This is a genomic window from Paenibacillus sp. JT22N15 (genome assembly GCF_059383755.1).
In genome coordinates this window covers 56,660-71,029 of record NZ_JBXENV010000004.1, presented here as the reverse complement: position 1 = coordinate 71,029, position 14,370 = coordinate 56,660, and the positions used below count along the sequence as shown (strand labels likewise).

Annotated in this window: 10 protein-coding genes; 8 read left to right on the top strand and 2 right to left on the bottom strand. The window is 50.8% G+C overall.

Going from position 1 to position 14,370, the window contains the following annotated elements:
• Positions 1-902 precede the first annotated feature (902 nt).
• Positions 903-3,845: an S-layer homology domain-containing protein gene (locus AC50X8_RS08860; RefSeq protein ID WP_494863000.1), complete on the top strand. Its 2,943-nt coding sequence runs from the start codon at positions 903-905 to the stop codon at positions 3,843-3,845.
• Positions 3,846-3,912: 67 nt separating this feature from the next.
• On the opposite strand, the gene AC50X8_RS08855 is transcribed toward AC50X8_RS08860, so the two are convergent.
• The gene (locus AC50X8_RS08855; protein ID WP_099519187.1) at positions 3,913-4,209 is read right to left on the bottom strand and encodes a DUF6509 family protein; all 297 of its coding nucleotides are present in this window, start codon (positions 4,207-4,209) and stop codon (positions 3,913-3,915) included.
• A 416-nt stretch (positions 4,210-4,625) separates the two neighbouring features.
• Between AC50X8_RS08855 and AC50X8_RS08850 the strand changes: the two genes are divergently transcribed.
• From AC50X8_RS08850 to AC50X8_RS08825, 6 genes are all read left to right on the top strand, one after another.
• Positions 4,626-5,333, top strand: coding sequence for a response regulator transcription factor (locus AC50X8_RS08850; RefSeq protein ID WP_494862998.1), 708 nt, complete (start codon positions 4,626-4,628; stop codon positions 5,331-5,333).
• Entirely contained in the window at positions 5,330-6,805 is a 1,476-nt protein-coding gene (locus tag AC50X8_RS08845) for a sensor histidine kinase (protein ID WP_494862996.1), read from the top strand. Before AC50X8_RS08850 ends, AC50X8_RS08845 begins: the two co-directional genes overlap by 4 nt.
• 340 nt (positions 6,806-7,145) lie before the next feature.
• Positions 7,146-7,811, top strand: coding sequence for a GntR family transcriptional regulator (locus AC50X8_RS08840; protein ID WP_494862994.1), 666 nt, complete (start codon positions 7,146-7,148; stop codon positions 7,809-7,811).
• A gap of 24 nt (positions 7,812-7,835) precedes the next feature.
• Complete coding sequence (gene ilvD / locus AC50X8_RS08835; protein WP_494862992.1) at positions 7,836-9,527, top strand: dihydroxy-acid dehydratase; 1,692 nt, start codon at positions 7,836-7,838, stop codon at positions 9,525-9,527.
• 127 nt (positions 9,528-9,654) lie between these two features.
• Positions 9,655-10,470: a PepSY domain-containing protein gene (locus AC50X8_RS08830; RefSeq protein WP_494879383.1), complete on the top strand. Its 816-nt coding sequence runs from the start codon at positions 9,655-9,657 to the stop codon at positions 10,468-10,470.
• 129 nt (positions 10,471-10,599) lie between these two features.
• Positions 10,600-11,238 carry a PepSY domain-containing protein gene (locus AC50X8_RS08825; protein WP_494862988.1) on the top strand — a complete coding sequence of 213 codons (639 nt, stop codon included), beginning with the start codon at positions 10,600-10,602 and terminating at the stop codon, positions 11,236-11,238.
• Between the two features lie 117 nt (positions 11,239-11,355).
• Here AC50X8_RS08825 and AC50X8_RS08820 read toward each other — a convergent pair whose 3' ends face one another.
• The gene (locus AC50X8_RS08820; protein ID WP_056041445.1) at positions 11,356-12,318 is read right to left on the bottom strand and encodes an RluA family pseudouridine synthase; all 963 of its coding nucleotides are present in this window, start codon (positions 12,316-12,318) and stop codon (positions 11,356-11,358) included.
• A gap of 409 nt (positions 12,319-12,727) precedes the next feature.
• Between AC50X8_RS08820 and AC50X8_RS08815 the strand changes: the two genes are divergently transcribed.
• On the top strand, positions 12,728-14,305 hold the full coding sequence (locus tag AC50X8_RS08815; protein ID WP_494879379.1) for a carbohydrate binding domain-containing protein: 1,578 nt from the start codon (positions 12,728-12,730) through the stop codon (positions 14,303-14,305).
• The last annotated feature ends 65 nt before the right edge of the window (positions 14,306-14,370 follow it).

Genomic DNA, 14,370 nt, shown 5'->3' with positions numbered 1-14,370 from the left:
GGACAGGAAAACCGCTATCGTCCTCATAAACCCGTCAAAATGGTTAAAAGCAGCTCATTAGCGGCTCCTGAGTCCTCAGCCTGTGCCTTAACCCTTGATTTTGTTGAAATAGCGGCTGCTGTGTCCGCCAAGTCTAGCTATACGCGGGAGTTAACCACTGAAACAAAAACATGAGACTTCCTTCCGGTACATATTTTCGGTCATATGATTCTATTCATGAGGCGGATATTCCCAGCAGGAGAGGGAATGCATTTGACGCTAAATTCGATCTGGATCTGGCTTGCTTATGTTTGCATATACACCCTAAAAACTCTAAATTAGTAGCTTAGTAGGGCTTATGGTGAAAAGTATTTAGATTCCAAAAGCGTAACCTTTTGAAGCTTTAAGAGGGAAAGACTGTCCGTCAGTAGGTTTATGTTACTGATGGATGGTTTTTCCCTTTTTGTTTGAGTGGGAAGGTGCAGAGAGCGGCGGAGAGAAAGGTTGGAGCTGGAGGAGTTAAAGCTAAGCTTAGCTTTCCGAAGGAAAGCTGCTTCGTAAGCATATGCTCAGTGTCCGCCTAAAGCTTTCCGGAGGAAAGCATCTTCGTAAGCATGGACTATTGTTTTCGGATTTCTTCCTCAGCGAGGAATAATAAAAGAAATCGGAAAACAACAGCGGCCGGAAGCCCAATCTTTCTCGCAGCAGCGACGATCGCACCTGACCACCGAAAATGGTTCAACTTACAATTTTCTTCCCCTGATTTTTCCATGATATAAAAATCAATTTTAAGGGTATAAATACCAGCCTTAAATAGAGTAAAATAGTTTAGATAACGAAGCTGGCGCAGGCAAATGTCGATTCGCACAAATGTTTGCGCTTACAGAAACAGGAACTTTATGATGGAAAGGGTGGAATTTATAATGGTTATTCGGACATTTGGCAGTCTGCTGACAGCAGCGGCATTAACGGCTTCGCTAGTAGGAAGCGCAGCGGCGGCTCCGGCCCCAGCTCCAGCGGCAGACAAAAACAGCAGCAAAACAGCGGGGCAGCAGCCCGCCTATGATTGGGGAAGGGCGAAGGTCGTGGGTGGTGGCTTTGTTCCCGGCATTGTGTATAATCCTTCCGAGAAGGATTTGATTTATGCGCGGACGGACATTGGCGGCGCTTATCGCTTCGATTCCGCGACGCAAAGCTGGATTCAGCTCTTGGATTTTGTAGGCTTCGAGGAATGGAGCATGCTGGGCGTGGAAAGCATCGCGACGGACCCTGTGGAGACGAATCGGGTTTATGCGGCGGTAGGCACGTACACGAATGATTGGACAGATACGCCGGGCATGATTTTGCGCTCGACGGACAAAGGAAACAGCTGGCAGCGGACAGTGCTCCCGTTCAAGCTTGGCGGCAATATGCCGGGGCGCTCGATGGGCGAGCGGCTGGTCATCGATCCGAATGACAATCGAATTTTGTATCTCGGGGCGCGCAGCGGCAATGGTCTGTGGCGCAGTACGGATTACGGCGAAACCTGGAGCAAAGTGGACAGCTTTACAGCGAGCGGCAACGTAAAGGATTATTTTGACGATATCGTTGGCGTGGCTTGGATTACGTTCGATCAAGCGACGGGCTCGAAGGGCAAAAAGTCGCAAACGATTTATGTCGGCGTGGCTGACAATGAGCAAAGCATATACCGCAGCACGGACGGCGGGGAAACATGGGAAGCAGTAGCGGGGCAGCCGAAGCAAGGTTTTGTACCGCATCATGGGGTGCTGGACGGCAAAGGCCATCTATACGTTACATACAATGAATTTGTCGGCCCTTATGATGGCGGCAAAGGCGCCGTGTGGAAGCTGGATACGGCAACCGGCGCATGGACCGATATTAGCCCTACCGGAAATACGGACAATCCGTATGGCGGACTGGCTGTAGATGCGCGGCAGCCGAATACGCTAATGGTAGCGACGATGAACAAGTGGTGGCCGGATGATGTCATTTACCGCAGTACAAATGGCGGTGCGACGTGGGAGCCTTTCTGGACGCTCGATTTCTCGAAAAATCCGAACCGGGAAAATCGTTTTACGATTGAATATGCGGATTCCCCTTGGCTGGACTGGGGCGAGAAAAAAGAGCTTCCCGAAATCGCGCCGAAGCTTGGCTGGATGATTGGCGATCTGGAAATTGATCCGTTTAATTCGGACAATATGATGTACGGCACGGGCGCAACGCTGTTCGGCGCGAGCAACTTAACGGATTTTGATAAAGACAAAAAGGTCGATATTACCGTCATGGCAGACGGTATTGAAGAAACAGCTGTACTTGGCCTCATCAGCCCGCCGTCAGGGGCGCCATTGCTGAGCGCGATGGGCGATATTGGCGGCTTCCGCCATGAAAGCCTGGACCAAGCGCCGGAGATGATCACGAGCCCGTATATCGGTACGAGCACGGATATTGATTTTGCCGAGCTGAAGCCAGATATCGTCGTACGTGTCGGACATGCGGAAGGGACAGCAGCAAGAATGGGTGTTTCCACAGATAACGGCAAAACGTGGACGCCGGCAGCGAACGCCTGGACAGCGGCGGAAGAGGACAAAACAAGCGGCGGCTTTGCTGCTGTAAGCGCAGACGGCAGTACAATCGTATGGAGCCCGAGCAGCGCGGATGAACAGACAGCGCGGCCAGTCAGCTACTCCACCGATTTAGGAAAAACGTGGACGGCTTCGAAGGGCTTGCCGGAAAAGGCTCGCGTATCGGCAGATCGGGTAAATCCGAAGCTCTTCTACGGCTTCGCCGCGGGTGTGTTCTACGTCAGCAAGGATGGCGGAGCGACGTTCACTGCATCGAAGGCGACAGGCTTGCCGCAAGTGATTACAAGCAACTTCAAGGCGATGCCAGGCAAAGAAGGCGACATTTGGATCGCTGGAGCCAAAGACAACAAAAAAGTCGAAAGTGCCTATGGCTTATGGCATTCGACCGATGCAGGCAAGACGTTTGCGAAGGTTGCAGGCGTGGAGGAAGCGGCAACGATTGGTTTTGGCAAAGCGGCACCGGGAAAAACAAATATGACGCTTTATTCCTACGCGAAGATCGGCGGCACATATGGCATTTTCCGCTCGAAGGATCTCGGCAAAAACTGGGTTCGCATCAATGATGACCAGCATCAATTCGGTTCGGCTAATACGGCGATTACAGGCGATCCAAGGGTCTACGGCCGTGTGTATATGGCGACGAATGGGCTGGGGATTGTCGTTGGCGAATTGAAGGATGGCATTAGCTATGAATTCACGGATTTGAGCGGCGTGTACGCGGAAGCGCAGCAAGCGATTGCTTTTTTATATGGCAAGGGCGTTATAACAGGGAAAAATGATACGGAGTTCCAGCCGGGTGCGCAGGTAACTAGAGCAGAGTTCGTCAAGCTGCTGGTGGGTACGCTCGGACTTGTGCCAGAGGGTACGTCAAGCTTTGCGGATGTAGCTGCAAGCGCATGGTATGCGCCTTATATTGCCGCAGCTGAGAAAGCGGGCATTACAGCGCTTCTGGCGCAAGCAAGCGGCGGAGAAGGCAGCTTATTTGAGCCGAACGAGCCGATTACACGGCAGGATATGGCGGTAATGCTTGCCAGCGGCTGGAAAGCGACAGGCCAGACGCTGCCGGAACTGCCTGCTGGCAGTGTGCCTGTGTTCACCGATAGTCAGACCATTGCTGCTTATGCGAAGGACGCTGTAGCGCTTGTGGCACAAGCGGGATTAATGAAAGGCAAGCCGGACGGCAGCTTCGGCGCGATTGATCCGACCAACCGTGCGGATGCGACGGTCGTCATCTACAGGCTCCATACGCTATTCTCGCAAGCTCAGGCTGCAAAAACAGAGTAATAAACGAAGGGCTGGCCCGCAAGCAGATGTATATGCTTGCGGGCCAGCCCTATTTTTCAACAGCCTTTTATTCGTCTGCTTCGTGCCAATGCTCCTGGCAGAAGGCAAGCACAAGCTGCTCCTCCTCGTCTTCCAGCTCAAAATCCAAAATGCGCTCCGTCTCGCGCTCGATGATTTCGTGCTTGGCAATTTTGGCTTGGTCGCCATCCTTGGCAAATACAGCACGTACATAAAGCCCTTTAGGCGAATAAATATCATCGTCCTCGGCTGCTTCAATATCGATAATAAACTCGTAGCGTTTACCGGTTAAAATGCCGAAAGGGTCTTTAATATATTGCACGCTATAGCTGGAAATTTCTATCATCGTATCATCCTTTGATGTGGTTTTCCCTCCATTATAGCAGAGTTGCTTCGCGAAGGCAGGCTTTCCTATGTATAAGCTGGATTTATTAGCTCGATTTATGTGCTTTGTCGGTATTGTCGCCTTTAGGCGGCAGGACGGAGATAGCGATTACAAGTTGTGCCAAATAACGGCGGAGCTTCATCACATGGACCCCCTCGCATAATCATATACAAGCTTGTAGTTATTATTAATCGCGTTGTCGAAATTTGAAACAGAAGTATTCCAATTTATTGGAATAACAGTTTGTCATTTGGGTATTCGCGGTTGCTGCTTGGCTCGGTTGTTGCTTCCTCTGCCACAAATAGCCTAATATAAACGTAATCACACATGCTGGATTGAGGATGTGGGCAGGAGCGGAGAGACAGGGAGGGACAGCAATGAATGAGTCCATATTAATTGTAGAGGATGAGCAAAAAATCGCCCGGGTGCTGGAGATTGAGCTGGAAGCGGAAGGTTATCGCGTCTCCAAGGCGAATGACGGCTTGCAGGCGCTTGAGCTGTACCGAACAGGCGAATGGGATTTAGTATTGCTTGACGTTATGCTTCCAGGCATTAGCGGCATCGAAATTTTACGGCGAATCCGGGCGACCGATGCTGCTACGCCTGTTATTTTGCTGACGGCGAAAAGCTCCGTAGAGGACAAGGTGTCTGGGCTTGATCTGGGCGCTAACGATTATATGACGAAGCCTTTTCAAATTGAGGAGCTGCTGGCGAGAATTCGGGCGGCACTTAGACAGCGCTTGATTCCCGCAGAGGCAGGCGGCGCACAATTAGTGGACGGGACATGGCTGCTGGCTGGCGATTTAAAGCTGAATGAGACGACGCGCGAGGTTATTCGTTCGGGCAAAAGCATCGAGCTGACGCCGCGCGAATTTGATTTGCTCAGCTACCTGCTGAAGCATCAGCGCCAAGTGCTGGGGCGCGAGCAAATAGTTGAGGCAGTCTGGGGCTACGATTACTACGGCGACACGAACGTCGTTGATGTGTACATTCGCTATGTGCGCAAAAAGGTCGATACAGGCTTTGCCAGCGAGCTCATCCATACGGTGCGCGGAGTCGGCTACGTGCTCAAGGAAGCGCAATGAAGCTGCGCAGCCGGATTCATCTTTATTCCTCTGCCTTATTCGCGGTTCTGCTCGTAGCTATGAACTTGTCCGTTTATGCGCTATTCAGCAAATTGACGATGACAAGCCAAATGGAGCGGGTGGAGGCAGAAGCGCTGAAAATTTCCGAAGGCATGCTGAAGTCGGCCGGGACGGTGCCGATCGCAGATTTGCTGCGTGCGTATGTGCCCTTGAATGGCATGCTGCGCATGGTGACAGCCGAAGGGGCGGACAAGCTGCTGGTCACTGCGCCAGGCGAGCAGCTGCTTAGCGAGCGGGAAGCTGTTTATGCAGCGGAGAAGCGGATTGAAAACATTGATTTCAAGGGGAATAGCTACGCGCTTGTATCGATTCCCGTCATTTGGACGGATGGCGCGGTCGTCAATATTCAGGTGACGGAAAGTGTGCAGGGCACGGCAGACCAGCTGAAGGTGCTGCAAATTGTTTTGCTGGCGGTAACGGCCATCGCGATGATTCCTGTTGTGGCTTCAGGGCGTCTGCTCGGAAGCATCATCGTGCGTCCCATCGCCCATATGACGCATACGATGCGGGCAATCCAGCGCAGCGGCACGTTTATCAAAATCCAGCCGGAAGGCCAGTCGCAGGATGAGCTTGCGGAAATGGGAGCGACCTTCAATGAGATGATCGCCTTGCTGGAAACGAATTTTGAGAAGCAGGAGCAGTTTGTTTCGAATGCCTCCCATGAGCTAAAAACGCCGCTTACGGTCATTGAAAGCTACGCCAGCTTATTGAAGCGCCGGGGGCTGGATCGTCCCGACCTGTTCGTAGAATCGATCGATGCGATACACTCCGAGGCGGTGCGAATGAAGGAGATGACCGAACAGCTGCTGATGCTGGCTCGCAACAAGGAGCAGTGGAACTTAACGATGGAGAGCGTTGATCTGGCGCAGCTCGCCGGCGAGTCGTCCAAAGCCTTCCAGAAGGCGTATGGACGAGATATTCAGGTGCGACTTGCAAGCAATGAAAGCAGCAGAAGCAGCGACAGCAGTGGCGGCAAGCTGGCTGGGGCGGACTTAGAGGCAGCAGAGTATTCGCACACTTCGGAGATCGGGGTGGAAGGCCGCCAGCCGGGCATTTACGGGTATGCAGATGCGAATAAGCTGCGTCAATTGCTGTTCATCCTGCTGGATAATGCGCGCAAATACAGCAGCGCTGCGATTACGCTGGAAATTGGCGCGAGCGGCGATTACAGCGTGATCCGGGTCATTGACCGGGGAATCGGCATTCCGCAAGCGGCGCTCTCTAAAGTATTCGACCGCTTTTACCGGGTCGATGAGGCAAGAAGCCGCCAGGACGTTGGCGGCGCTGGTCTTGGGCTCGCGTTGGCGAAGGAAATCGCGGCAGCTATTGGCGCAAGCCTAACGCTTGCAAGCGAGGAGGGCGTCGGAACGACGGCGACGATTAAAGTGAAAAGAACGGAAGCTGGAAAATAACAGCTACCCGATGCTAGAAGCAGCCCGAAGCAGTCCGGAGGGCTGCTTTCTTTTTTTATATAGGAAAGGAAATGATTTTCTCATCCTCTCTCTATATTTCTCGGATTGAAACGCGCCGCGCCGCCAGAGGACGGCGAAAGCCGTTTCACCTTGAAATATAGGGAAGGATATGATTTTTCCATCCTTTCTCTATATTTCTCGGACTGAAACGCGCTGCGCCGCCAGAGGACGGCGAAAGCCGTTTCACCTTGTCTAAACGGGGAAACAAAGGAATGGATAAAAAAAAGATTGATATACGTATATGTATGCGATATATTACATACAAGAAAGGAAGATGCGCATGCCTATTCCGAGCCATTTTACAACACCGATTAAAATTTCAGCGAAAGAACGAGCGCTTTCCCAAATTCAGCGATGGATTATTGATGGTACCTTGCTTCCCGGCGAGAAGATTGGCGATGCAGAGCTGGCGGAAGCTTTAGGGGTCAGCAGGACGCCTGTCCGCGAAGCCTTGCAAATTCTTGAAGTGCAGAAGCTCGTCGAGGTGTATCCGGGCAACTATACGAAGGTCAAAAGCTTGGAGAAGTCCGATATTTTGAAAATGTATTCGACGCTGGCCTCCTTGCACGCTTTAGCGGCAGAGACGGCTGCCAGTGTCATTGTGCCCGAACAAATTGAGCAGCTGAAGCAGCTGAATGCCGAATTCTCAGCGGCGATTGAACAGGGGCTGCCCTTTCAGGCGATGGAGCTGGACGAGCAGTTTCATAATGTGATCGTGGAAGCCGCAGATAATGAATACCTGGCCTCTTACAGCGCCTCGCTTCAGGTACATATTCGCCGCTTTAAATATGTGTTTCTAAAACAGCCTGTTCAGGCGACGCATGTATCAGTCGAAGAACATCAGGCAATTATTGAAGCTATGGAGGCTGGCGACCCTGAACGGGCGGCAGCCATGATGAAGCAAAATTTATTGCGCCCTATGCGCGAGCTTTATGCCATTATTTAACCAACGATGAGGGGATGGATGGACATGTCCGAGAAGGAAGATTTGCGTGGACGCAGCAAGGATATAAGCGAAGGGGTAAACCGGATGCCGAACCGGGCCATGCTGCGGGCGGTAGGGTTTCAGGATGAGGATTTCAAAAAACCGATGGTTGGCGTCGCCAGCACATGGAGCGAAGTAACGCCTTGCAACATTCATATCGACCAGCTGGCGCGGGAAGCGAAGGCGGGGGTCAAGCAGCACGGCGGGGCTCCGCTTATTTTTAATACCATTACGGTGTCGGATGGCATTTCGATGGGACATGAGGGGATGCTGTTCTCGCTGCCGAGCCGGGAAACGATTGCCGATTCCATTGAACTGGTCGTTAATGCTGAGCGGTTTGACGGGCTGGTGGCGATTGGCGGCTGTGACAAAAATACTCCGGCTTGCCTGATGGCCATTGGGCGGATGAACCTTCCGTCTGTTTATGTATATGGCGGAACGATTCAGCCAGGCAAGCTGCATGGCAAGGATGTTGATATCGTTACTGCCTTTGAAGCGGTAGGGAAATATCAGGAAGGACAGCTGACGGATGAGGAGCTGCATGAGGTAGAGTGCAGCGTTTGTCCCGGTGCTGGCGCCTGCGGCGGAATGTACACGGCGAATACGATGGCTTCGGCGGCAGAAGCGATGGGCATGGCACTCCCCGGCTCCTCCTCCACGCCAGCCATTGCCCCGAATAAATCGGTGGAATGTACGGAAGCGGGCAAAGCGGTTATTGAGCTGCTGAGAAAAAATATTCGGCCCCGCGACATTATGACACTGAAAGCTTTCGAAAATGCGATTACCGTCGTGATGGCGCTCGGGGGTTCAACCAATGCGCTGCTTCATCTGCTGGCGATCGCGCATTCGGCTGGCGTGAAGCTGACGCTGGATGATTTTGAACGGGTGCGCAGCCGCGTTCCCCATCTGGCCGATTTGAAGCCAAGCGGCAAATATGTGATGCAGGATTTGAACAATATCGGCGGCGTGCCGGGCGTTATGAAGCTGCTGCTGGAAAAAGGGCTGCTGCACGGAGACTGCATGACCGTAACAGGCAAAACGCTTGCAGAGAATTTGGCGGAAGCCGATCCGCTGGACAGCGGACAGGATGTGATTCGTTCCTTCGAGCAGCCATTAAAGCCGACAGGACCTTTGGTTGTTTTGAAAGGCAATTTGGCGCCTGAAGGGGCAGTGGCTAAAATGTCGGGCCTTAAAAAGATGCGTTTTAGCGGCCCCGCCCGAGTATACGACAGCGAGCAGGAGGCTGCCGATGCGATTGCGCGTGATGACATCAAAAAAGGCGATGTGCTCGTCATTCGTTATGTCGGGCCGAAGGGCGGACCCGGCATGCCGGAAATGCTCTCCATTACGGCGATGATTAGCGGAAAAGGGCTCGGCGGCGAAGTTGCGCTTATGACCGATGGCCGCTTCTCGGGCGGCTCGCACGGCTTTGTTGTCGGACACGTCACGCCTGAGGCCCAGGTTGGCGGGCCAATCGGCTTGCTGCAAGAGGGCGATATCATTACGATCGACAGCGAGACGCAGGAAATGAACATGGAAATTTCGTCGCAGGAATTTGAGTCGAGACTTGCGAAGTGGGTGCAGCCGCCGCTCAAAGTAAGAACAGGCGTGCTCGGCAAATATGCCCGGCTCGTATCCTCCGCTTCAAAAGGCGCGGTAACCGATCTGGATTTGTAAACAGCATGGACTAGGTTGTAGTTCTCACCAAATTCTAATCCACAGGTTATATAATAGGTTGTAATACAGCATGCCTTTCGAGCTATGAGCTTGAAAGGCATGTTTCTGATCTAAATGGGGTGTAACGATGGGACAACAGCGAAAGAAACTGATGCTTGGTATAACGATAGCTTGTATGGTCATTGTCTGTATAGCGGGAGGATTATGGTGGCAATCCGTTGCTGACGCGCGGCCTTCTATTTCGGAGGAGCAAGCAAGCGAGCAGGTTCTTCAGCAATATACGGGGAAAATCGTTAGCGCTAAGCTGGGCGACAACGTCTATGAAGTTAAGCTGCAGGCTGAGAAGGGTATGTACGATGTCGCTGTCGATGCGAAAGGCGGAGGCATCGTTTCGATAAAGCTAATAGATGGCGGGCTGCCTGCTGCTGGGGAAACACCTCCTATTTCCTCATCAAATCAGCCAACTGATCCCTCAGCTTCAGAGCAAGCGGCAGAGCCGACGCTGGGCCAGAGCCCAGTGGCAACGCCGAGCCCGGAGCCAAGCACAAGTCCAGCGCCAAATCCCAGCCCAGAGACAAGTTTAAGTCCGGGACCAAATTCAAGCCCAGGGCAAAGCTCAAGTCCAGCAACGAATTCAAGCCCAAAACCAAGTCCGAAGCCGAGTGACGGAAACGGAAACGGCAACGGCAACGGAGGAAAAACACCAGCGGCGTCTCCTGCCAAACAGGGCATATCTCCAGATGAAGCGGAAGCGATTGCGCTCAAGCAAATTAAAGGCAAGGTGGAGGATATTGAGCTGAAAAGCTCCGACCGCAGCCGGTATTATTTAGTCGAAATCGATACGCCAGATGACCGTGAGGCAACGGTACAGGTGCATGCTGTAACGGGAGCCATTATGTCGATCACATGGGATGAGGACGACGACGATCGAGAAGACGACTAAGTGTAAATGAGCGCCAGCTCAGCTTTTTATCATCAAATTCTAATGTTGCTGTCATGGTCATCTCATTTGCCGCAGGTAAAGTAAAGGTGAGACAAGCGAGCGACATTTGAGAATGGGAGGAACATGATGATGATGAATAAAAAAATCTGGATAGGCGTTGTATCGGTTACTTTGGCGCTCGGCGCAATGGGCGGTGCAGCAACGGCTGCTTCAAATACGAAAACCTTGATCGGCAAAGCCGAAGCCAAAAAAATCGCCTTGAAGCATGTAGACGGCCGTATTGACGGTGTAGACCTGGAGCGGAATCAAACAGGCATCTTTTACGAGGTGGAAGTCGAGCGCGGAGCCTATAAGAATGAAGTCGATGTGCATATCGATGCTTACAGCGGCAAGCTGCTAGGCATTTATGACAGCGACGATGATGACGACGATCGCCGTGCAGATCAAGCGACAACTGGAGCAGGAACAGCGTCGAACGCAGGGACAGTGAATCAGCCAGCAGCGAGCCCATCAACAAGTACGGGAACGGCAGCTTTAAAGACGGCTGAGCAAGCCGGAGCCATTGCGGTTGCTAAAGTTGGAGGAACGGTAGTTAAGGTTGAACGCGATCGTGAAGATGGCAAAATCATTTACGAGGTCGATTTGCGCATTACTGGCGGTAAAGCTGAAGTAGAAGTCGATGCAGCAACGGGAAAAGTGCTGTCCGTGGATAAAGATTACCACGATGATGATGACTACGATGACGATGATCATTATGATGAGGATTAAGCAATCATAGCAAGCGAGCGTATTTATTTTGAAAATAAAGCGATGGAATGGAAAAAAAAGGGGGCATCTGCGGATGCTCCCTTTTTTATAAGCAGGCATAAAGCTGCTTATGCAGCTTTAGCGCTGTTTTCTCGGTGCTTGCCCAGCCTGCGGGGCTGGAGCAGCATTTTTAAACGGATTAAGGAACAGCTTGGGAATGCCCGTATCAAAACGGAGCAGCTTGCCGGTGTGCGGATGCTCGAAAGCAAGCACGCGCGCATGCAGGCCAAGTCTGCCGATTGGCTTGAGCCGCGCTCCATATTTTTTGTCTCCGGTAATCGGATGGCCGATATCCTCCATGTGGACGCGGATCTGATTTTTGCGGCCAGTCTCCAGATGCACTTCCAATAAGGAGAAGCTGTCGTTGGCCTGAATCATCTTATAGTGGGTTACAGCATGCTGTCCATCATTCGGATGGGAGCTGGAATACATTTTCAGCGTGCTGCTTTCCTTGAGCCACGATTGGATCGTGCCTTCGGGCTTGCGTACTTTGCCTTCGACAAGCGCTACATAGGAGCGTTCCTTGACGGCTTCCTGCCAATTGTTTTGCAGCGATTGCTGCACCTTCTCGGTTTTGGCAAACATCATGACACCCGAGGTGTCACGGTCCAGGCGATGCACGACGAAAATCCGATTTTTCGGATCAAAGGTTCGAACATGCGCTGTCAGCTGGCGGTAAGCGGTAACCTCCTGCTCGTCCTTGGAGGAAGCGATGGACAGCAGTCCCGCATCCTTCTGCACGACGATAATGGCGTCGTCCTCATGCAAAATGGTGAGACCCATCAGCGGCGGCGCTTCTACCGCTTTTTCCGTATTTATGGAAACCGTCTGCCCGACTTCGAGCGGAAAATTATACTTCGTTTGTACGCGCTTATCGACCGATACTTGCCCACGCGCCAAAACCGATTTTACCGAATTGCGTCCCATGCTGGCCAAGTGGATCAATAAAAAAGCCAGCAGCTCCGACGGCTCGTTAACCGTGAATTGCTTGGCCTGCGCGGCTTTACGCGGCTTGCCGCCTTCATTTTGTTTCCTAGACATGCTTAAATACCCCCTGCTTGTTCACTGCTGCTATCACTATACCACGGTTGGAAGGGATAATTCTATGTAGGGCGGTTGAAAAATGGCGGATGGGCTGAGGCATCTCTAACTTGTGTGTATGCAATAGGAAAAGCGCAAAGCCCCTATATGGGTAGAGAAACTGTGATTTTTTACTATTGTTAGGGTGGTTTTAGTAGCGAGCATAAGTGAAATGTCGAATCAAGTAAAATATTTTATGAATTCGACAAATTAATTGTTAATTCGACAAAAAAAGCTAAGGAAAAATAATAAACATTAACATATAGTAATGTTTGTACATAATTCGAAGTCAAAAGGGTGATAAGGGTTGGCAAGAGAGGGAAAGTTAAAAAGAGAACAGATTTTTAAGGGTAATAACAGGGCATTTATCGTGAAAATCGGTATGCTTGCTGTTATTATTTTTTGTTTGGCCAGTTCCTCGATTTTTGCGGCAACGTATACGTATGACTCATTAAATCGTTTGACCAAAATTGAGTATTCGAATGGGGATCATGTGGAGTTCACCTATGATGCTAATGGGAATAGGTTAACCGCTGCGGTCACCAAAACAACGGAAGAACCATCGACAGAACCTCCAGTTGAAGTGGGGCCTGATTTATACCAAGATTTTGAAAATGAAGGTGTTTATGAGTGGATAGGCCAAGGGGACGGAGTTTTACTTTCCAATTCGCAAGAAGTTGCCTACGGAGGCATGCGAAGTATGAAGGTTTCCAATCGAACCGCTACATGGCAGGGGCCGATCTTGAATGTGAAAAATCAAATTGCTCCGAAACAAAGCTATCGGATTAAAGCATTCATACGTTTACCTCAAGGTACTCCTGCTTCCTTGATGATGATGACAATCCGCCGGACGATGCCAGATGGCAGCAACTCCTACGATAATATTAATACAAAAACAGCAACGTCTGGTGATTGGACTGTCCTTGAAGGCATTTATCAATTGAATGACGCGGCAAGCAGCCTATATCTATATGTGGAAAGCGCTAGCCCTAATGCTTCATTTTTTATAGATAACTTTAGCATTGAAGCCTATACGCCAGAGCCAGCACCGCTGGTTCATGATTTCGAAGATGGCACTACGCAAGGCTGGTACCCGCTAGGTGAAGGCGTAATGGTAACCAATACGCAAGAAGCTGCAAGCAGTGGAAGCAACAGCTTAAAAATCAGTAATAGGACAGCCACTTGGCAAGGTCCAGCCCTAGATCTAACTAGCTATATGAAAAAAGGATTAACATATACGATTTCTGGCAAGCTTCGTTTACCACAAGGAGTAGCAGCTTCAGATATTCTATTAACCATGAATCGCGGTGATGGCAGCGGTTTGCATTATTATGACAATGTGAGTGCAAGTCATGTAACCGTGGACGGCTGGGTTGCTTTTGAAGGGAAGTACACCTTCACAGGACCAGTCGCTAGTTTGAACATCTATATGGAAAGTGCTAATGCCTCTGCAAGCTTTTATTTGGATGAATTTAAGGTTGAGAAGTATGTTGTTCCACCTCCAGTTGTGAAGACAGATTTTGAAGATGAGACCCTTCAGGGCTGGAACGCGCAAGGGGATGGGGTCGTCTTGACCAATGTAGGTGAGACAGCCAACAGTGGGCTACGCAGCTTGAAAGTGAGCAACCGTACGGCACAGTGGCAGGGACCACTACTCAATTTAACAGGCAAATTGCTTCCTAGTACCAAATATAAGGTCAAAGCGGCGTTCCGCTTGCAGCAAGGAGTTCCTTCGACCGATTTATTGATGACGATTCATCGCGAGTCTCAGGGCGGTGTTAATGATTATGACAATGTGAGCGCTACTGCGGTTACGGATGGCGAATGGGTCTATATGGAAGGGAATTACGAGTACAGTGGTACCGCGACTACTCTCTCCTTGTATGTGGAAAGTGTAAATGGAACGGGCGGCTTCTATGTCGATGATTTCATTATTACGAAGCTATAAAAAAATAGGAAGATACATGAGATCTAGATTAACTATTAAATAACAAAACCTATTCTGTTAAGTCA

What these genes read in the sequence shown, in the direction of transcription:
- AC50X8_RS08860 (WP_494863000.1), top strand. Translation starts at nt 903, where the DNA reads ATGGTTATTCGGACATTTGGCAGTCTGCTGACAGCAGCGGCATTAACG.
- AC50X8_RS08855 (WP_099519187.1), bottom strand. Translation starts at nt 4,209, where the DNA reads ATGATAGAAATTTCCAGCTATAGCGTGCAATATATTAAAGACCCTTTC.
- AC50X8_RS08850 (WP_494862998.1), top strand. Translation starts at nt 4,626, where the DNA reads ATGAATGAGTCCATATTAATTGTAGAGGATGAGCAAAAAATCGCCCGG.
- AC50X8_RS08845 (WP_494862996.1), top strand. Translation starts at nt 5,330, where the DNA reads ATGAAGCTGCGCAGCCGGATTCATCTTTATTCCTCTGCCTTATTCGCG.
- AC50X8_RS08840 (WP_494862994.1), top strand. Translation starts at nt 7,146, where the DNA reads ATGCCTATTCCGAGCCATTTTACAACACCGATTAAAATTTCAGCGAAA.
- ilvD (WP_494862992.1), top strand. Translation starts at nt 7,836, where the DNA reads ATGTCCGAGAAGGAAGATTTGCGTGGACGCAGCAAGGATATAAGCGAA.
- AC50X8_RS08830 (WP_494879383.1), top strand. Translation starts at nt 9,655, where the DNA reads ATGGGACAACAGCGAAAGAAACTGATGCTTGGTATAACGATAGCTTGT.
- AC50X8_RS08825 (WP_494862988.1), top strand. Translation starts at nt 10,600, where the DNA reads ATGATGAATAAAAAAATCTGGATAGGCGTTGTATCGGTTACTTTGGCG.
- AC50X8_RS08820 (WP_056041445.1), bottom strand. Translation starts at nt 12,318, where the DNA reads ATGTCTAGGAAACAAAATGAAGGCGGCAAGCCGCGTAAAGCCGCGCAG.